The following is an 18,618-nucleotide window of genomic DNA, read 5'->3' as shown; positions in this document are numbered from 1 at the left end:
TAATCGATGATGAGGAGAAGTATCTAAGATATAATGTTCAAGAGAGTTACCGATGGTGAGATGGTAGCACAGGAGTTTTAGTGAATGGGCCTCTGAGAATGAAGGCGAAAAGTTATGAGTAGCTTGAACGTGGTTTGTACGTTATAACAAATAGGATATGTTAGTATCTGAAAAAGAGGCATTTTAATGCAAGTTAGGTGGTACCGCGGATTTTATCTCCGTCCTATATTTATATATAGGACGGAGTTTTTATTTTATAATGAAAAATATTAAGGAGGTGTTATCCATGAGATGAACTGCTTTTATAGCAAGAAAAACTAAATATTATAACTTATTCAAATTAAAAAAATTAAAGCAAAATTTAGGAGGAATATATTATGAGTACAAAAAAAATCGTTATAAATTCTTTATTATTAGCAATAGGAGCAATTCTTCATGCAGTAACACCAGCACTAGGATTGCCAATGCAACCTGATTTTTCACTAACTATGCTATTTATTATTATTTTTATAAACTTTGGGGATTATAAAACTACTCTTGCATCTGGAATAATTACAGGAGTATTTACAGCACTTACTACAAAGTTTCCACTTGGACAAGTACCTAATCTAATTGATAAAGTTGTAACAGCAAATATTATTTTCTTTTTGGTATTGTTATTAAAGCCTAGAATGAATAAAAACTTGGCTATAGGTATTGTGATGGTTATTGGAACTTTAATAAGCGGAAGTATATTTTTGGAATCAGCAAGTATTTTAGTTGGATTGCCAGCAAGCTTTACTTTATTATTTACTACAGTAGTTATACCAGCTATAGCGATAAATTTAGTAGCAGGAATAATTCTATACAAGGCTATAGATATTTCTTTAAGCAGAGTGCTTATGGAGAAAAGCAAAGTTAAAACTTTGAGATAAAACGATAAGAACTAAAAAAGAGAACTGAATCAACAGTTCTCTTTTTTAGTTAATTTGAATTATTCATATTTTAATTTTATAAGAATTTCTTTGATTTCACCTTTACTATTCTTTCTAATCTTAAAATCACTGATATCTTTGAAATCATTATCTACTTGGTAAGTAAGTTCAGTAATTGTAGCCTTAGCTTTTTTTGCTAAGTCCCCATCTTCAACTACAACAAATCTTTCTTTTTTTGTTGTTATTTCATCTTGTAGATTATCTACTATAACGTAATATTTATCTCCTTCTTCAACAACAGAGTATTCTCTACCAATAGTAAGATTTTCACATAATGTGTTATTTATACATCTAACCTTCATCTTTAAACCCTCCCAAAAATAAATTATCAATTTATTTAAATATATCACAGTATTTGAATTAATTGAATAGATACTTAAGCTAAAATTTGAAAAAATAAATAATTTGTATCAATATACAAATTATTTAGTAAATGATTTGTATAATATGGAGATTAATAGAGGACATATATGAAGGTGTAGCATATTATGAAGTATGCAATGTTAAAAGAGGTGAGGAGTATGTATGTTTCAAAACATTCAATTATTAGCTTAGATGTGGGGCAAAGTACATGTGAAGATGTGAGTGATGAACAAAATAAAAGTGAAGAAAAATATGCAAAAGCAGTTTGTTACGAACTAACTGAAAAGTTAAGTAAATTGGGATATATAATCAAAGATTGTACACCTTGGGATAAAACTTTTAATACAGGAGGGGAGTCCTTACGTTACAGAGTTTCAAATATTAACTTAAGCAATTCAGTTCTTCATCTATCTATTCACTTCAACTGTGGTAAAGGAAGGGTTATTGAGTGTTGGGTTGGAAAATTAGGTGGTAGAGCAGAAAATTTTGCACAACAAATATGCTCCGAAATTTCTAAACTTGGTTATTATAATAAGAATGTAAAGTTTGAAGAATTGTATATCTTAAAATATACAAGAATGCCGAGCATTTTAATTGAATGTACTATGGAAAATTTGCAAGACGATCCTCAAAAACAGGATGTTTCTCAAATAGCAGATGCAATAATACAAGCCGTAACAAAATGCAAAGTTAATCCATCCTAAAATACTGTATTTCAGGATGGATTAGCATATAAATTAACAACATAATAAGTAAATAGTAAGGTAAGTACTAAATTACTATTTGCTTATTACACATTATATGTGTAGATTTTAGGAATATAACTATCTTTTTTTCTTTATAATTCTATAAAGTTCTTGAGTATCCTCATTCAATGTTTTAAAAGTATATCCATTATCTTTGTAGTATTTAATTACTATAGGTAGTGCTTCAGCTGAGTTTTTGTTTACAAAACCTGAATGCATAAGAACCACTGCTGTATCCTTTTTGCTTTGAGCACGCTTAGCAATTTTGCTTGCGGGCATTGAAGGATACATACCATCAGTAGAATCTACATTCCATTCAAAAACTTTAAGACCTGAATTATGAATTTTATCAATCATATCATTATTTAATTTATAGAAGGAGTTATTGCAGCCAAATGGAAACCTTAAGATATTTGTTTTAACTCCTGTGGTATCGTAGATTATATTTTGGCAGTCTACCATTTCTTTTAAAAAGTTTGCATTGCTGCCATACAAATTCTTTCTTAAGTGGGTGTAAGAGTGAAGTCCTACAGCATTACCATCATCAACAATTTTTTTTACTAAATCCTTTTGATATTCTATCTGACTACCAATTAGAAAGAAGGTAGCATGTACTCCGTTTTCTTTTAATGTTTTTAACATGCTTTCAGTTACTTTGCCGCCTGGACCATCATCAAAAGTTATGTAAACAACCTTTTGGTCATGAGCTACCTCTTTAGAGGCATCCTTCTTTCCTTCTATAGCTTGAGTTGGTACTGAAAAGGATGAAAACATAAAAAATACACATGTAAAAATAATAAATAAAGTTTTTTTCATTTCCGTCACTCCTAACATAAGTTATCAATATATTAGAATATCCAAAAGTAAAGAATTTATTATATAAATAATTTATTAATAAGAAAAAAATAAGAAATATTTAATATATTTTTCGGCAGAAAATGATATAATATTAAAAAATGATTATTAGAAAATGATTAAAAATAAGAGAGAGGTATTTTATGAATAAGTTTTTAAAGATTGCAACAGTATTTTTAGTAATATTTTTTATAATTGCTGTAGTTCTTAAGTTAATTCAAGTACTTTTACCAATAATACTTATATTAATATTAGTTGGATATATTTATAGCAAGTTTATCAAGAGGCCAATCAGCAATAAGAAACAAGAAAGTGACAGTTTTAGTTATGGAGATACCAATAATAGATATGAATCAGATGAAGACAAATATTCAAATAAAAAGGTAGTAGATGTAGAGTATAAAGATTTAGATTAATTTATAATAGAATATTTACTTTTAGAATAGTCACAACTTTTTCTTTTCTTTCATAAAATGTAAAGGAGACATAGAAAAAGGAGGCAGTTCTGTGAAAGTAGAAGATTTTTATGATATGAATTGTGAAAAAGGTAGTCTCATAATTTCAGTATGTATTACTGAAGATAATAGAACTATACCTTTTAGTGTAAAGATAAACTTATATAAATTAACTGGCTGCAAACCTGAGCTTGTAGCTTCACAGCAGACAGATTGTAATGGACAACTAGTTTTTAAAGGGTTAGATTATGGTTACTATAGGGTGGTAGAGGTTGTAAATAAACAACAGATTAAACCTAAATATATACCATGGAATGAGTTTGAAATAAATTCAGACAATCTATGGCATAATATAGAAATTATAAATACTAGAGTTCATCAAGAATGTAAAGATGAACATACTGAAAGCAATAAGTGTATATATAATGAGTTAGGAACAATTAAAGTTCACTCTATATTAGGAAAGTGCCTAAGAGAACCCATAGAAGGATTAGAAGTAGAGTTATTTAGATTAGAATGTTGTGAGCTTAAAGAAGCTGGGTGTAAGGTAACGAATGAAAAGGGAGTAGCAGAATTTCAAAGAATACCCTTTGGGAAATATGTAATAGTACAAAAAATAAATAAGTGCTATTTTACAACCCCGTGTTATATTAAAAGCCAACTAGTTGTTTTAGATAAGGACAATAAAAAAGTAAATGTGGTTGTAGTAAACAGCATAAAACAAATATGATCATTACATTGGAGTTGCTGCAGAATAATGATGAAGGTTACGATGAATTTGTTATTATTTTGTGTATGACTCCTTTTTAGCATAGCAATAATTTAAAAATTAGTTATAATATATATGTTCCAATAAATAAACTATATATTTGAGCATACTGTATAGTTATTGATACAGAAGGTTATTTAGAACTTATATATACGATTGAAGAAATATTGTTCATAAAAGTTGAAATTATGGAGAATTAAGATGGAGAGAAATGGAGAAGTGTAAGAATGAAAATTAGAGTTAAGTATTTTGAAGGTGCAACTAAGTTGAAAAAGATCCAAAAAGGAAATTGGATTGATGTATATGCCAACAAAGATGTGTTTGTTAAAGTTGGGGAAAGAGAAATGATTCCTCTAGGATTTGCTTTAGAGCTACCTCAAGGTTGGGAAGCTCATTTAGCTCCTAGAAGTTCAACATTTAAAACTTGGGGAATAATTCAAACAAATTCAGTTGGGGTTGTTGATGATACATATATAGGAGATAACGATCAATGGCACATGCCAATATATTGTTTGCAAGGTAAACATGAGGAGGCTTTGGCTGAACCTCAGAATAGGTCCTTAGACCAAAAAGAAGAAGGAACATGGATAAGAAAAGGCGACAAGATAGGTCAATTCAGAATAATGGAAGTTATGCCTGACATTGAATTTGAAGAGGTAGAATCCTTTGGAAATGTTGATCGTGGTGGATTTGGCAGCACAGGAGTAAAGTAGTAAATTAAAGTAAAAAATATATATAGTATAAGTACGATATATATGCCTAACTAGTTGTAAAAAATAGTTAGGCATATTTTTTTATTTTTTATCTATATGGAAACATTGTTTTTATAATGAGTTCCCCATTCAACCATAGAATCAAGTATAGGTTTTAAACTATATCCAAGTTTGGTTAATGTATAATCAACTCTTGGAGGCACTTCGGCATAAACTTTACGGATGACTAGTCCACTTTCCTCCATCTCTCTTAAATTTTGAGTAAGAACTTTTTGAGTTATAGAACCTACAGATTTTTTTAGTTCACCAAAACGCTTTGTTCCATGTCATGGATGCATAGATAATGCAATTCATTCTGCAGCAGGAATAGAGTTGCGAAATGAATGCAATGAATTAATGAATAAGCAAGGATTTTTAGAACCAACAGGAGGTGCTAAAGTTACTAATGCTTATAATCTTTCCTGTAAATATGTTATTCATACAGTAGGACCAATTATAAGTGGAAAGTTAAAAGATGAAGATTGCATTAAGCTTGAATCTTGTTACAGATCGTGTTTACAAATAGCTGTGGAAAATAATATAAAATCAATTGCATTTTGCTGTATATCCACAGGGGAGTTCTGTTTTCCAAAAGAAAAGGCGGCTGAAATAGCTATAAATACAGTAAATAATTTTCTAGATGATAATAATGAAAAAATAGAGAGGGTTGTTATAAATGTTTTCAAAGAAGAAGACCTTGAAATTTACAAAAACTTATTGGGATAATATTGGAGATGCTATAGAACTGATTAATAATGCTGATTGTATAGTGATTGGAGCTGGATCAGGACTTTCAGCGTCTGGAGGTATAAATTATGCAAATGAAGAACTAGCAAAAAGATGGTTTCCTAAATATTATGAAATGGGACTTAAGAGTATTCTTGAAATACAATCAGTGTTTTGGGAACTAACTGAGAAAAATGTACTTTCATATTGGGGATATTGGGCAAGACATATTCAAAATATTCGTTACAATATGCCTGTCACTAAACCTTACGAAATATTATTTGAGCTGCTAAAAGATAAAGAGTCCTTTATTTGTTCGACTAATGTAGATGGGCAATTTGAAAAAGCAGGATTCAAAAATGAAAAGATTTTTGCACCACAAGGAAATTATGGATTATTTCAATGTTCAAAGCCTTGTAACCAAGATGTTTATGATAATAAAGAAATGATAGATAAAATGATTAATAATATGGGAGATTCTTTAAAAATTAAGGAAGAAGACATTCCAAGATGTCCGAAATGTGGTGAATTTTTAGTCCCTAATCTTCGTGTAGATAATACTTTTGTGCAAAAGCCACATTTTATTAATGCATCTAAGTATGAAAAGTTTGTTAATGAAGCTAAAGTTAAAAAACTTGTGCTATTAGAATTAGGAGTAGGATATAATACACCTGGAATTATAAGATATCCTTTTGAGAATATAACATATAACTTTCCTCAAAGTAATTTAATAAGGATTAATATGAGTAATGCAGAAATACCTATGGAAATTGAGGGGAAAGCAGTAGGCATATCAGCGGACATAGGTAAGGCATTAAGTGATATACTTAATTATTCATGTGAAAATATAGAAATAGAATAGGAGATAGCTTTTATGAAGAAAGCTATACTAATTTATTATAAGACTGAGAAGCTTGTTGCTTAAAGACAAGCTTCTTTTTGTTATATAATATTGCATTTCCATAGTATCCTATTGGAAACTATGATTCTTTAAGGTGCTTATACCACTTTAAAGTGCGTACTTCACAGTATTAATTCATCCCTTTATAATAAAAACATAGGAAGTGGCCACTTCGTACAATAAGGAGCTTAGAGAATGAGTTTTAAAGAAATTATAAAAAATGTTTTTGGAAATAAAGGAGATAACAAAATGAAAGAAGTAATAGAATTTTTACAAGCAAATCCAGTTCAATATTTAGCAACAGTAGGCCGTGATGGAAAAGCAAAATGCCGTCCATTTATGTTCTGTTTAGAACAAGAAGGAAGGTTATGGTTTTGTACAAATAATACTAAGGATGTTTACAAAGACATGCAAGCAAAGCCTGAAATAGAAGTATCAGTTTCAAGTCCAGAATACGCTTGGATCAGATTAAGTGGAAAAGCTGTATTTGAAAATAACATGGCTGTTAAAGAAGCATGTATGGCAAATCCTATAGTAAAGGGACAATATAATGAAGCTTCAAACCCAATTTTTGAAGTATTCTATTTAGAAAATGCAAAAGCAGTAATAGCAGATTTCTCTGGTAACCCACCAAAGGAATATAGTTTATAATATAAATAACATACAATCTTCAGGGCAAGGTGACTCTTATTGAGGAGATCTCAACTAAGCAAGAATTCCTGACCGGTGGTGATTAGTCCACGAGCCTAAGTATTGGTTGATTTGGTGTAAATCCAAAACCGACGGGATAGTCCGGATGAAAGAAGATGGTTACGTTTCAGCATGAAAATAATTTTCACAGAGAAAATAAAATTACTCTTGTGAATATGAAAAAAGCCTTGAAATATATTTCATTTCGGGGCTTTTTGTATTAAATGTCCCCATATTAAAGAATATTATTTAGGGAGAAATAGGAGCAGATGTATGGAAACAAGAGATTATTTAAGGATGTTAAAAGATGAAATACACTCAACAGTATTTGCAACAATAGATGAACATGGATTTCCCCAAGCTAGAGTTATAGATATTATGCTTGTGGATGATAATAGTTTGTATTTTATTACAGCTAAAGGAAAAGAGTTTTATCACCAATTAATGCAAAAACAGTATGTGGCTATAAGTGGAGTGACTGTTGGTGAGAGTTCATTAAACAAGAAGGCAATTTCTCTTCGGGGAAAAGTTAGAAATGTGGGGCAAGAATTATTGCATAAGGTGTTTGAAGTAAATACATATATGCATGACATTTATCCAACAAAAGAAAGCAGAATGGCTTTAGAAGTTTTTCAATTGTATGAGGGGCAGGGTGAATATTTTGACTTATCTACAAAGCCTATAACAAGAGATTCTTTTGCATTAGGAAAAAAGGTAGAGATAAAAGGTGGGTATTTTGTTACAGATAAGTGTAGGGGATGCAAGATATGTTACTCGAAGTGTCCTCAAAAATGTATTGATATATCTGTAAAGCCAGTAGTAATTAATCAAGAAAATTGTTTGCATTGTGGCAATTGTATATCAGTATGTCCATTTGGTGCAGTTAGAAAGAGAGAAAGAATATAAAGTAAAGGTCAGACAAGTGTAGATATACTGTCTGATCTTTACTCTATTAAGTGAAACTTGATTCCGGTGGGGTTTGATTCCCATCTGAATCTTAGTTTAGCTGAGTATCTAATTCCTCCCATTCTTCATAAAGTGCTTCAATTTCAGAATTTAATTCAGCTATTTTTTTATTTACTTTTCCGCATTCCTCAGGATTTGAATAAACTTCTTCTAAGCATAATTGAGCATTTAAATTTTCTAATTCTTCCTCATTTTTAGCTATTAGTTTTTCCACTTCCTTAAATCTTAAAACTACTTTTTTAGATTCTTTTTCTGCTTCTCTTTTTTTCTTTCTTTCTTCTTTTAATTGAGTTTTAGTTTTACCATTTACAGAACCATCATCTAAGTCTTCAAATCTATTAGGATTATTCTTTTTATCAATATAATAATTATAGTTTCCAAGATAAGTTTTTATTCCGTCTTCATTTAGTTCGTAGATTTTTTCAATTACCTTGTTTAAGAAATATCTATCATGGGAAATTACAAGAAGAGTTCCATCATAATTAAGGATAGCATCTTCAAGAGCTTCACGGGATAGTATATCCAAATGATTAGTAGGCTCATCCAATAATAAAAAGTTAGATTGTGACAGAATTAATTTTAATAAGTTTATTCTACAACGTTCGCCACCACTTAAATGACTGATTTCCTTAAATACATCTTCACCTTTGAATAGGAAGGAAGCTAATACTGTTCTTACCTCTGTAGTGGTTAAGTTAGGAAAGGTGTCCCAAACTTCATCAATTATAGTTTTATTTATATTTAAATCAGATTGCTCTTGATCATAGTAACCTATATTAACATTTCTGCCTAAAACTTTACTTCCGCAGTCAGCATTTATTTTATCCATAAGTATTTTCAGTAATGTGGTTTTTCCTCTTCCATTTTCACCGATTAAAGCTATTTTTTCTCCTCTTTTTATGTCTAAAGAAAGGTTTTGGAATAAGACTTTATCTCCATAGCTCTTTTTTAAGTTTTCTACATGAAGAACATCATTTCCGCTCTTAACTCTAGTTTCAAACTTAATTTTGCTAGCAGAAGTTTGAACTACTGGTGAATCTAATCTGTCAATTTTAGCAAGGGCTTTCTCTCTACTTTCAGCAGCTCTTATGCTTTTTTCTCTATTGAAGGAACGGAATTTTTCTATTATCTCTTCTTGACGCTTAATTTCAGCCTGTTGAAGATTATATGCCTTAACCTGAGCTTCAATATCCTTCTCTCTTAGCTCTATAAACTTTGAGTAAGGTGCATTATAACTATAAATTTTTCCGCCACGTAACTCAAAGGTAGAAGTTGTTACTGAATCAAGGAAAAATCTATCATGAGATATTACAAGCACAGTACCTTTATATGATTTTAGGTATTCTTCTAACCATTCTATGGCAAGCAAATCTAAATGATTTGTTGGTTCATCCAGAAGAAGAATTTCAGGTTTTATTAGTAGAAGCTTACAAAGAGCAACTCTGGTTTTTTGACCACCACTTAAGGTAGATACTTCTTTGCTATAGTCTTCTTCAGAGAATCCTAAACCTTTTACAACTTTAGAAATTTCCCCTCTGTAAGTATATCCACCTCTTTTCTCAAAAAGTTCTTGAGATAGAGTATAGTCTTTAATTAACTTTTCGTGATATTCAGCATTTGTTTCATCATAAGGTTCATTTAATTTTTGCTCTAGTAGTGATATTTTATCTTGAAGTTTTGTTAGGTCTTCAAAAACAGATAACATTTCATCATAGATGGTGTTTTCAGATGAAAGATCTAAATGCTGAGATAGATATCCAACACTTTTATTTTTATCTATAAAAAGCTCACCATCATCGTAGGAAAGTTCTTTCATTAATATTTTAAATAGAGTTGATTTACCTTCGCCGTTAGCTCCAATCAAACCTACCTTATCATTATCATTAATAGAAAATGTAATGCCTTTTAATATTTCATCTATACCATAACTCTTAATTAAATTTTTACAACTCAGTACTATCATAACTTTTTACTCCTCTGTTTTTCGTAAGTATCTATGCAGCTAATATTGCAGCATTTTTAAACAACATCAGCCTTGTTGCTCTAATAGTACTATTATACTATGTAAGAAATATATTGACAAACAATGAGGGTAAAACAATAGGAGTTAAATAGATTTATTTAACTCCTAAGAGAAATTAATAATTTTTATTATCTTTGTAAATAGCTGTTCTAATACTATTTGGCATGGTAACATCACCCAAAATAAAAATAGTATAGTGATTGTTAGGCTCAAATAATGTACTTGGGTGTTTAATAGATTTTAGATTGTAATTATTATCATATATATTGAAGCAACATTCTTCATCAGGAAGAAGAAAATAGTTTGTAATTTCTTTATATTTAACATATTGAAAAAGAGGTTTTCCATCTTCTAGAGCGAGCGTTAATAAAGGTGAATATGCTAATAGGTTAACAAATTTAATTGAAAGCGAGTATCTTAAATTAGAAGGTATATCATCTATTATAGGGAAAATATGAAATTTATTATTTTCCTCGAATATTGCTAGTGTATAAATTTTTTTCCCTAAGAAATTTAATGCATTTTCCAATAATGGTTTGGTATTATCCCCACTTTTATATATAGTTATTTTGGAATTATATACGGGAGCATGAGTATAGGGAGTGCTCTCACCAAAACCAAGTTTAGTTTGAATAATAGAATTATCTATATATACATCAATAGCGTCTACATAAGGGCAAGCGTTAAGTATTCGTATAGGTGAAGTTGAGTTTGGAAGAAAATCATAATTACTATTAGAATTAATATTATTTTCTAAGTTAGATTCAGGGAGAGTTTGTAGGGCATTAGGCTGAGGGACTAAAGATGAGAAATTTAGCTTATTATTTTCAAATAGAGAGTGGGTAGTTTCTTCTGAATCAGTATTCATATGCTGACAGGGGCATCCTCTATTAAAATCTAGGTAGGATAAGAACGCAAATTTTATATCATCATCATTAGATTTTAGCGTCATATATTTTTCATCTGGAAACATAGGTTCACCTCAATAAATATTTTATATAAATATATGATTAGAATATTTCAATTTTTACTTATTTTTATTTTTTAGGTACAGAATTAATTAATTTTAATAGTATATAGTGGAGGTAATGTATATGTTAATGAAGGATATTATTAATTGTAAAGATTTATTTGTTGGGCTTGATACCTTAGTTCCTAATACTAATGGCGAAAATGTAAGATACATCAATTTTGATAATGCAGCTACAACACCACCATTTAAAGAAGAGTTAAAGGTTTTAGAAAACTATATGAACTACTATTCCTCAATAGGAAGAGGTAATGGCTATAAGGCTAAAATAAGTACTGAAATTTATGAAGAATCCAGAAATAGGGTGAAAAAGTTTTTTAATATAGACAATAATGATAGTTACACAGTAATTTATGGAATGAATACAACTGGGTGTATGAACTTATTAGCCAATACTTTAATTGATGATAAAAAAGATATAATAATTGCAACAAGAATGGAGCATCATTCTAATGATTTGCCATGGAGAAGGGTAGGAACAGTTAAATATGTGGAAGTAGATGAAAAGGGTAAATTGAAGTTAGATCAATTTGAAACCCTAGCCAAAAAATATGCGGGTAAACTTAAGGTTATTACTGTTAGTGGTGCATCTAATGTTACAGGGTATATTAATGATATTAATTACGTTGCAAGGATTGCGCATAAATATGGAGCTATGATGGTGGTTGATGGAGCACAGTTAGTTCCACATAGGAAAATAAATTTAAACAAAAAGAATTTTGAAGAAGAAATAGATTATTTGGTTTTTTCAGCTCATAAAATGTATGCTCCTTTTGGAACTGGTGTTATTGTGGGAAAAAAGACTCCCTTTATTAAAAAAGATTCTTCTATGCCAGGGGGAGGAACTGTTGATATTGTTGGACATGATAGAGTATTTTGGTTAGATCCTCCAGAAAAAGTGGAGGGGGGAACTCAAAATATAGTTGGTGTGCTAGCTTTAATGATATCTATGGATGAGGTTGAAAAGATAGGTTTTGACTTGATGGAAAAGCAGGAAAGTTTACTTCGAGATCATTTTACTGACGAAATAAAAGCGATGAAAAATATTAAATTATATTATGACACAGATGAAAAAAATAGGTTAGGAGTATGCGGATTTAATATAGAAGGGATATATCATGAGGTATTGGCAGAATACTTGGGAAAAGATTGTTCAATAGGTATAAGAGATGGCTGTTTTTGTGCACAGCCTTATGTGAAGAAAATTTTAGGAATAAGAGATCAGGATACCTTTGTTTTAGCTTATGATAAAACTTTAAAATCACCTGGGATAGTAAGAGTTAGCTTTGCACCCTATAATACTATTTCAGAAGTTGATTATTGTTTGGAATGTATTAATAGATTTATTAGTAAAAAAAGATAGGTGTATATTAATAATAGCTGACAAAACATATAAGAAATTCATATGTTTTATCAGCTATATTTAAATTGTATATTAAATTATGTATTTTGTAGCACAAAGTGTTAGTTAGTAGGTAAGGATACAAAATACATATATTTAAAAGCTAGTAGTATATAAGACTATCTACTAAATACCCTGTATTTAGGTAAATAGTTTTCAATTATTAAATTAGGTTCATCAACAATAAGAGGTCTTAAGTATTTTAAACCTTCTTTAGTAATAAAGTTTCCTTCTTCATTTATCCATTCAGTAGGGAAGTATTTAACTTTATTAGCTACATCTTTAGCCTTAACTAAAAATGTAGAACTCTTATATGGCATGTTAGCATCGCGCTTAATTGCTACCATGTAACCAGAATTGCCATCCTTTGCATAATTCAAAGCTTCTCTGCCAACCATAGCTGCTTCATCAATGTCTGTTTTAGAAGCTATATGCATTGAACATCTTTGCAATACACTAAGTTCAAGAACCTTTACTCTATGAGTAATTTCTTTATCTATAATTAAATCTTTTAGGTAATTTCCTACACCGCCTAGTTGAGTATGACCAAATTTATCGTGAGCCTTCTTTGAATTTAGTGAAGTAATAAAGTCACCATCTTCGTTTTTTAGGCCTTCTGAAGCAACTATATAAACATGTTTTTTCTCTTTATAAAGTCTAGCTACATCTTGAAGAAATTTTTCAGTATCAAAAGCAACTTCTGGTAAGTATATTAAATCAGCCACTGGTTTTCCATCAACAGTTGCAAGAGCACTTGAAGCAGCTAGCCAACCAGTATCTCTTCCCATGGTTTCAACAATAAAAACACCATTATCTATATATACTGTAGAATCTAAATAAGTTTCTAATGTTGAAGTTGCAATAAATTTTGCAGCACTTCCAAACCCAGGTGTATGATCAGTGAACATTAAATCATTATCTATAGTTTTTGGAATTCCTATGAACTTAATGTCTATATTTTTTTCTTCAGCATAAGCACTTAATTTTGCAATAGTATCCATAGAATCATTGCCGCCTACATAGAAAAATGCTTTAACATCTAATTCATCTAAGATGTTCATTAGTTCTGTATATTCTTCTTCATTTTCAGTAAAATTTTTAAGCTTATATCTGCAAGAACCTAAGCCTGAAGATGGAGTGTATTTAAATGTTTCTAATTGATCTTTAGTTAATTCTGAAAGATTTATTATGTTTTTATCTAAAATACCTTCAATGCCGTTTAAACCAGCAAATACATTATTAAAAATTTTTAAATCGTTGTTAGCTTCAACTAATCCTGCAACACTAGAATTTATTACAGAGGTTGGACCACCTGATTGAGCTATTATACAGTTCATTGAAATCTCTCCTTAAACACAATAATAATTACATAATAGTATATATGTGATATACAATTCAAATATAATTGCTACACTATTTAATAATATACACTAAAATAGACATAAAATAAAGCATTTTTTAAAAGAATGTAATCTATTATATATTTTAAGTGTAAAAAAATAGCTAATTATAAATAGTCAGCATATTTTTAGAGTATTAAAAATACAAATAATTAAGAAATAAATATGGAGGAAAAATTGTGGATTATAGTAGGTTGATTTTAATTGCGCTTGCATTATCTATGGATGCTGCAGGAGTATCATTAAGCTTAGGTATAGGGGGAAACTTAAAGAGAAAAAGTAAAGCTCTCTTTGCATTATCTTTTGGATTCTTTCAATTTTTATGTACATTTATAGGCGCATACTTAGGAGTGTTATTTAGTGAGCATTTCGTTGCGATTCCCTGCATTATTGGAGGGATGATTATATCTACTGTAGGTGTATTTATGATAAAGGATGGTATGCAGGAAAAAGAGCAGCCATTAGTAGATAAACCTCAGATGTATTTTATATTGGGAATTTCCGTTAGCGTGGATGCTTTAGTGGTAGGGTTTACAATATTTCAGAATTTAAGGCAGATAAAATTGTTACTTTGGAATACTGGTGTAATTGGAGTAATAACTTTAGTTATATCAATACTAGCATTTATTTTGGCTGAAAAAATAAAAAGTATATCATTTATCGCAAAATATGCTGATTATATTGGAGGAATAATTCTATTTTTATTTGGAATGAAAATGATTTTTTCCTAAGAGGTTTTAAAATATGATTAAAAGAAGTGACTTTTATTATTTTTGTAAGCTTGCTTTTTGCTTTACAGTAATAGTAGTACTATCAATGGAATTGATTTTAAAGCTTCCAAGATCTATATTAATAGTCCTTAACAATGTTGATATTATAATTGGAATTTTATTGCTTTTAGATTATGTAATAGAATTTTTCTACACACAAAACAATTTGAATTTTATAAAAATGAATATTATTGGCTTTTTAGCAGTAATACCAACTGATATTATTGTATTATTGTTTTGCATTCCAAGCCTTTCAGAATATATTGTTACCTATAAGATTATTAAATTTGTTAAGCTTATTAGAATCATGATATTAATTGAACTTTGCAGAGATATACTAAATAGGTTAATAAAAATAACTTTATTTATGTATTCTATTATAGGAACCTTTATCACCACTTATATTGGAGCTATAGGTATAGAAATTGCAGAGGGAATAAGTTTCGAGGATTCCTTGTGGTGGAGTTTTGTAACAGCAACTACAGTTGGATATGGAGACATAACGCCTACAACTATTTTAGGAAAATGTATAGCTTCAATTTTAATAGTAAGTGGGACTGTTTTTATCAGTATATTGACAGGAACAATAGTTGCAAAGGTTATGAAGAAAACCAATAAAGATCAAGATTATAAGAAAAAAGTGATTTCTGAAATTAAAGAAAAACTAGATGATTTTGATGAGTTAAGTGAAGAGGAGATAAAACAGATTTATAATGTGCTTAAAGGTTTGAAAAAATAAAGTTTTTATAGATAATATTAAGAAATTCCTTTAAATTGTGTTATAATTATGTTTATTATAAGGAGAAAGTGGGTAATTGTATGGATGCTGATAGTTTCTTTAGACAGAAGAACTTAAAAGTTACAAAGGCTAGAGTATATATATATATGTTATTGGCTAAAAGTTCAGAGTCACTTACAGCAGAATATATTTATAGTAAGAGCAAAGAGGATGGTATAGATATCAATTTATCAACAGTATATAGAACTTTGGAAATATTTGAAAAGAAACATATTATAGAAAAGTTTAATATAGGTGAAAACAGTCATCTTTATTCATTGATAAAGGAACAACATAAACATGTTTTGCAATGCAGTTTATGCCATAAAGAAATAGAAGTTCCATGTCCAATGAAGCAAATAGAAGAGTTAGTAAAAAATCAAACTGGATTTACATTAACTGAACATACTCTTAAGCTTAAGGGGATTTGTGAGAAATGCTCGAAAAAGAAAGAATAAAAATAGTAAGATAAAAAGAACTTATCCAAGTTAATATGGATAAGTTCTTTTTAATCTGATTTTAAAATTGAACCGAGAATTATTGATATAACCAATGTAGCTACAGTAGTTAATGCTATTGTTCCTCCAGGGGCACTATCGTAACGAAAAGAAAACATTAAACCTAAAAATACATCTACAATACCTAATATTATAGAAATGATCATTGTTTTAAAAAAGCTTTGCCTAAATTGCATAGCAGCTGCTACTGGAATTACAATTATAGATGAAATCACAAGAATTCCCATAATCCTAATTGACATTGAAATAGTTACACCAACTACTATTGTAAATAGATAATTTATAAGTTTTACATTTATACCAGCAATTCTTGCACCTTCTTCATCAAAGGTAACATAAAGCAATTTCTTGTACAAAATTCCAAGGATTAATAAGCACACAATTGAAGCAATTATGATTAGTAGTATATCTTCTGCAGATACAGTCAAAATGCTACCGAACAAGTACGAACTAACTTTTACCGAAGTTTTACCTGTGCTAACCAGAATTATTGCAATGCCTAAACTTAAGGTTAATATTATGTTCATTACTAGTTCACTGTACTTTTTAAAATAACCTCTTAGGAACTCAATTAGTACAGCACAAATAGTTGTAAAAACTAAAGCGGTCAGTATTGGATTGTAGCCTATTACTAAACCAATAGCCACTCCAGCAAAGGATGAATGGGACAAAGTATCTCCAATCATTGAATATCTTTTTAATACCAAAAAGAGACCTATTGAAGGGCAGAGAATTGATAAAAATAATCCTGCTGTAAAAGCATTTCTCATAAATTGTAAACTAAACATGGCTTGTAAATCTTGCATAGGAACTAATCTACCTTTCTTATATATTGAGTGCTATTATTTAAGGAATCTGCATATTCTTCAACAGTATAAAGTGCAGTAGCTCCTTCTGAAACCTCTAGAATATGTGTGGAATATTTTAATGCTATAGGTATGTTATGCTCTACAGATAAAATAGTCATGTTTTTTTCTGTATTGAATTTTTTAATTAGAGAGTAAATTTCTTTTTGAGCTTTTGAATCAACTCCTGTACTCATTTCATCTAAAATTAGCAATTCTGGATTTCCCATAAAAGCACGAGCAATCAATACCTTTTGATATTGACCTCCAGAAAGGCTACCTATAAGCGAATTAAGTTTTTCACTCATATTTACTTCATCTAATGCTTTTTTTAAGCTTTCCTTTGGAAGCTTTAATGTGCTTAAATGACAATTCAATATTTCTTTTACGGATATTGTGAACTGTGAGTTGAAACTGTCCAATCTTTGAGGCACATATCCAATATTTTTTGTTTCAATTTCTATGTCACCAGAAGTTGGTTTAAGTTGTTTTAATATAAGTTTTACTAAGGTAGTTTTTCCGCTACCATTACTACCAACAATAGATACATAAGAACCCTTTGGGATAGTAACATTTATATTTTCTAATTGATTTATTTTCTTATTATAAGAAAAACTTAAGTTTTTTATATTTATCAAAAGTATCACTCCTAAATTCATTGCAACTACTATTATATAACTTAATGCAAATAATTTGCAATGCCTAGGAACGCCTTATTGAAAATAATCATAAACAGTACCTAATTTCCATGAATCATTTTCTGCTTTTGTAAAATATGCCTTATAAGTTACAGATTCATGGGGTGTTTTTTCTTTTGCGCCAGTGACTTCAACCACAGCAGTTTTCTTATCACAGAATGTAAGCTTCATAGAACTTATTTTGAGCAATTTTTTACTATTAAATATGCTTTCAGTCATGTAATACTCGGTAGCTTTATAAATATCAGTACAAATACTATCAACATGTTTGATCCAAAGTGCACTTATAATAATGGTAATAATAATAGTGATAGTTGAAACTTTAAATATAAAAAGCTTGAACTTTAAAAGTCTTTTTGATTTTTTTCTTGCCATTGTATCACATCCTTAAAATAATTTAATAATATAATAGCACTATTTCCAGAAAAATTCCAATTAGTCGTAATATTTACTTATCTAAAATGAAACACTATAATGTAATTATTAAAAATTATTTAGAATAGTTTGGAAGTTATTAAATAACTTAACTTTAGGAGGAAGAACATGGAGTTTCAATCATTGGTATTAATAGAGAGAGATAATGAAGGACATTTCGTAAGGGAGCTATCAAGTTATAAGATTAATCCAGGAGCTGTATATGCAAAAAAATTCTATATGCAAAATGATAAGGTGTACTTAGAATTTCACACTGATAAAGATGTAGAAGAATGGGAATACACAGCAATTTATGATTTGTTTGATATTGAAGCTTTTGAAAAAGCAGGATTAGATATTGAAGAGTTAGATGATGAGTACAATCCTACTTGGAAAGTTTGTTTTGATTTTTATGAAGATCATTTAGAAATGGAAGAAAAATTAAATTCTATATTAGATTTAGTTGAAGATAAAATAGAGGAGGTTCTACAAAATATAAAGGGGAAAGAAGAACAATATCAATAATAAAAAGGGAGCGATAAT

At 29.5% G+C, this 18,618-nt stretch carries 22 protein-coding genes, 1 pseudogene, 1 riboswitch and 1 other annotated feature (1 of these 25 running past the window's edge); of the genes and pseudogenes, 14 read left to right on the top strand and 9 right to left on the bottom strand.

Going from position 1 to position 18,618, the window contains the following annotated elements:
• Nucleotides 1-229: a binding site (T-box leader), on the top strand (it extends 3 nt beyond the left edge of the window).
• A 148-nt stretch (nt 230-377) separates the two neighbouring features.
• On the top strand, nt 378-914 hold the full coding sequence (locus OCU47_RS11335) for a tryptophan transporter (protein WP_261828708.1): 537 nt from the start codon (nt 378-380) through the stop codon (nt 912-914).
• A gap of 59 nt (nt 915-973) precedes the next feature.
• Here the strand turns inward: OCU47_RS11335 and OCU47_RS11330 are convergent, their stop codons facing one another.
• A complete protein-coding gene (locus OCU47_RS11330; RefSeq protein ID WP_261828707.1) occupies nt 974-1,276 on the bottom strand; it encodes a hypothetical protein in 303 nt (100 codons plus the stop codon).
• Between the two features lie 186 nt (nt 1,277-1,462).
• Here OCU47_RS11330 and OCU47_RS11325 point away from each other — a divergent pair, with 186 nt between their 5' ends.
• Nucleotides 1,463-2,041 (top strand): N-acetylmuramoyl-L-alanine amidase, encoded by a 579-nt coding sequence (locus tag OCU47_RS11325; RefSeq protein WP_261828706.1) that lies wholly within the window; start codon nt 1,463-1,465, stop codon nt 2,039-2,041.
• A 120-nt stretch (nt 2,042-2,161) separates the two neighbouring features.
• Here the strand turns inward: OCU47_RS11325 and OCU47_RS11320 are convergent, their stop codons facing one another.
• Entirely contained in the window at nt 2,162-2,899 is a 738-nt protein-coding gene (locus OCU47_RS11320; RefSeq protein ID WP_261828705.1) for a polysaccharide deacetylase family protein, read from the bottom strand.
• Between the two features lie 182 nt (nt 2,900-3,081).
• Here OCU47_RS11320 and OCU47_RS11315 point away from each other — a divergent pair, with 182 nt between their 5' ends.
• The 3 genes from OCU47_RS11315 (at nt 3,082) to OCU47_RS11305 (ending at nt 4,875) form a co-directional block, all read left to right on the top strand.
• Complete coding sequence (locus OCU47_RS11315) at nt 3,082-3,354, top strand: hypothetical protein (protein WP_261828704.1); 273 nt, start codon at nt 3,082-3,084, stop codon at nt 3,352-3,354.
• Nucleotides 3,355-3,445: 91 nt separating this feature from the next.
• Nucleotides 3,446-4,123, top strand: coding sequence for an MSCRAMM family protein (locus tag OCU47_RS11310; protein WP_261828703.1), 678 nt, complete (start codon nt 3,446-3,448; stop codon nt 4,121-4,123).
• A 266-nt stretch (nt 4,124-4,389) separates the two neighbouring features.
• Nucleotides 4,390-4,875 carry a dUTP diphosphatase gene (locus OCU47_RS11305; RefSeq protein WP_261828702.1) on the top strand — a complete coding sequence of 162 codons (486 nt, stop codon included), beginning with the start codon at nt 4,390-4,392 and terminating at the stop codon, nt 4,873-4,875.
• 92 nt (nt 4,876-4,967) lie between these two features.
• Here OCU47_RS11305 and OCU47_RS11300 read toward each other — a convergent pair.
• Nucleotides 4,968-5,198, bottom strand: a pseudogene (locus OCU47_RS11300) (winged helix-turn-helix transcriptional regulator); the annotation flags it as partial.
• Between OCU47_RS11300 and OCU47_RS11295 the strand changes: the two are divergent.
• From OCU47_RS11295 to OCU47_RS11280, 4 genes are all read left to right on the top strand, one after another.
• Entirely contained in the window at nt 5,155-5,640 is a 486-nt protein-coding gene (locus tag OCU47_RS11295) for a macro domain-containing protein (protein WP_376778060.1), read from the top strand. The pseudogene OCU47_RS11300 and the gene OCU47_RS11295 overlap by 44 nt on opposite strands.
• Complete coding sequence (locus tag OCU47_RS11290) at nt 5,591-6,502, top strand: SIR2 family NAD-dependent protein deacylase (protein ID WP_261828701.1); 912 nt, start codon at nt 5,591-5,593, stop codon at nt 6,500-6,502. Before OCU47_RS11295 ends, OCU47_RS11290 begins: the two co-directional genes overlap by 50 nt.
• 288 nt (nt 6,503-6,790) lie before the next feature.
• Nucleotides 6,791-7,192 carry a pyridoxamine 5'-phosphate oxidase family protein gene (locus OCU47_RS11285; protein ID WP_261830622.1) on the top strand — a complete coding sequence of 134 codons (402 nt, stop codon included), beginning with the start codon at nt 6,791-6,793 and terminating at the stop codon, nt 7,190-7,192.
• Nucleotides 7,193-7,203: 11 nt separating this feature from the next.
• Nucleotides 7,204-7,353: riboswitch (FMN riboswitch) on the top strand.
• Between the two features lie 151 nt (nt 7,354-7,504).
• A complete protein-coding gene (locus OCU47_RS11280; protein ID WP_261828700.1) occupies nt 7,505-8,137 on the top strand; it encodes a 4Fe-4S binding protein in 633 nt (210 codons plus the stop codon).
• 91 nt (nt 8,138-8,228) lie between these two features.
• Here the strand turns inward: OCU47_RS11280 and abc-f are convergent, their stop codons facing one another.
• Both abc-f and OCU47_RS11270 read right to left on the bottom strand, forming a co-directional pair.
• Nucleotides 8,229-10,160 carry a ribosomal protection-like ABC-F family protein gene (gene abc-f / locus OCU47_RS11275; protein ID WP_261828699.1) on the bottom strand — a complete coding sequence of 644 codons (1,932 nt, stop codon included), beginning with the start codon at nt 10,158-10,160 and terminating at the stop codon, nt 8,229-8,231.
• A gap of 175 nt (nt 10,161-10,335) precedes the next feature.
• A complete protein-coding gene (locus OCU47_RS11270) occupies nt 10,336-11,193 on the bottom strand; it encodes a DUF4397 domain-containing protein (RefSeq protein ID WP_261828698.1) in 858 nt (285 codons plus the stop codon).
• 121 nt (nt 11,194-11,314) lie between these two features.
• Here OCU47_RS11270 and OCU47_RS11265 point away from each other — a divergent pair, with 121 nt between their 5' ends.
• Nucleotides 11,315-12,613 carry an aminotransferase class V-fold PLP-dependent enzyme gene (locus OCU47_RS11265; RefSeq protein WP_261828697.1) on the top strand — a complete coding sequence of 433 codons (1,299 nt, stop codon included), beginning with the start codon at nt 11,315-11,317 and terminating at the stop codon, nt 12,611-12,613.
• 158 nt (nt 12,614-12,771) lie between these two features.
• Here the strand turns inward: OCU47_RS11265 and OCU47_RS11260 are convergent, their stop codons facing one another.
• On the bottom strand, nt 12,772-13,989 hold the full coding sequence (locus OCU47_RS11260; protein WP_261828696.1) for a 6-phosphofructokinase: 1,218 nt from the start codon (nt 13,987-13,989) through the stop codon (nt 12,772-12,774).
• Nucleotides 13,990-14,273: 284 nt separating this feature from the next.
• On the opposite strand from OCU47_RS11260, the gene OCU47_RS11255 reads away from it, so the two are divergent.
• From OCU47_RS11255 to OCU47_RS11245, 3 genes are all read left to right on the top strand, one after another.
• Entirely contained in the window at nt 14,274-14,783 is a 510-nt protein-coding gene (locus OCU47_RS11255; protein ID WP_376778059.1) for a manganese efflux pump, read from the top strand.
• 13 nt (nt 14,784-14,796) lie between these two features.
• Entirely contained in the window at nt 14,797-15,561 is a 765-nt protein-coding gene (locus OCU47_RS11250; protein WP_261828694.1) for a potassium channel family protein, read from the top strand.
• A gap of 80 nt (nt 15,562-15,641) precedes the next feature.
• A complete protein-coding gene (locus OCU47_RS11245; protein WP_261828693.1) occupies nt 15,642-16,058 on the top strand; it encodes a Fur family transcriptional regulator in 417 nt (138 codons plus the stop codon).
• A gap of 50 nt (nt 16,059-16,108) precedes the next feature.
• Here OCU47_RS11245 and OCU47_RS11240 read toward each other — a convergent pair whose 3' ends face one another.
• The 3 genes from OCU47_RS11240 to OCU47_RS11230 all read right to left on the bottom strand — a co-directional run bounded on the left by OCU47_RS11240 (nt 16,109) and on the right by OCU47_RS11230 (nt 18,036).
• Nucleotides 16,109-16,906, bottom strand: coding sequence for a metal ABC transporter permease (locus OCU47_RS11240; protein WP_261830621.1), 798 nt, complete (start codon nt 16,904-16,906; stop codon nt 16,109-16,111).
• Nucleotides 16,907-16,929: 23 nt separating this feature from the next.
• Nucleotides 16,930-17,601, bottom strand: coding sequence for a metal ABC transporter ATP-binding protein (locus tag OCU47_RS11235; RefSeq protein WP_261828692.1), 672 nt, complete (start codon nt 17,599-17,601; stop codon nt 16,930-16,932).
• A gap of 75 nt (nt 17,602-17,676) precedes the next feature.
• Nucleotides 17,677-18,036, bottom strand: coding sequence for a hypothetical protein (locus OCU47_RS11230; RefSeq protein WP_261828691.1), 360 nt, complete (start codon nt 18,034-18,036; stop codon nt 17,677-17,679).
• A gap of 168 nt (nt 18,037-18,204) precedes the next feature.
• Between OCU47_RS11230 and OCU47_RS11225 the strand changes: the two genes are divergently transcribed.
• Nucleotides 18,205-18,600, top strand: coding sequence for a DUF6762 family protein (locus OCU47_RS11225; RefSeq protein WP_261828690.1), 396 nt, complete (start codon nt 18,205-18,207; stop codon nt 18,598-18,600).
• The last annotated feature ends 18 nt before the right edge of the window (nt 18,601-18,618 follow it).

It is taken from the genome of Clostridium sp. TW13 (genome assembly GCF_024345225.1).
GTDB classification, from domain to species: domain Bacteria; phylum Bacillota; class Clostridia; order Clostridiales; family Clostridiaceae; genus Inconstantimicrobium; species Inconstantimicrobium mannanitabidum.
Note: the sequence above shows the minus strand (reverse complement) of the source record. Positions and strands in the feature narration are given on the sequence as shown.